The organism is Mesorhizobium sp. M2E.F.Ca.ET.209.01.1.1, assembly GCF_004010375.2.
Taxonomy (GTDB): domain Bacteria; phylum Pseudomonadota; class Alphaproteobacteria; order Rhizobiales; family Rhizobiaceae; genus Mesorhizobium.
In genome coordinates, this window is the sequence record NZ_SADP02000384.1 from 1 (window position 1) to 377 (window position 377).

General features: G+C 63.9%; 1 protein-coding gene. It reads left to right on the forward strand.

Features of this window, described 5'->3' with window-relative positions:
• Positions 1-133: 133 nt before the first annotated feature.
• Positions 134-377 (forward strand): hypothetical protein (locus EN852_RS41850; protein WP_210238301.1); only part of this gene is annotated, 244 nt, incomplete at its 3' end.

The following is a 377-nucleotide window of genomic DNA, read 5'->3' on the forward strand; positions in this document are numbered from 1 at the left end:
GAGAGAACTCGTCGTCTGCCAGACAGCGCATTTTCGCGACGGCCTGACATTGCTCTGCGACGCGCTCGACATCCTGGCGCCATCGGCGCCAGAAAACCTGAGCCTCACCGTATTCGCTCCATTCGGAAAGATCATGGGCGAGCACAGCGGCGGACTGCTTCTGCGCCGCGCCGAGAAATGGCCGTTGAAGCTTAAGTTTTTGCCAGCCGCGAATCTGACTGCGAAGCTCGACTATGTCGAACGCCGCAGTGCCTTGGCGATCATACCCTCGCTCGCCGCGTCGACCGGCGCCGCCGTCGCTGCCTGTATCGCGGCGGGGTTGCCGTTCGTTGCCACCAACGCCGGCGCCAATGCCGAGGCGGGGAACGCAGAGGCGA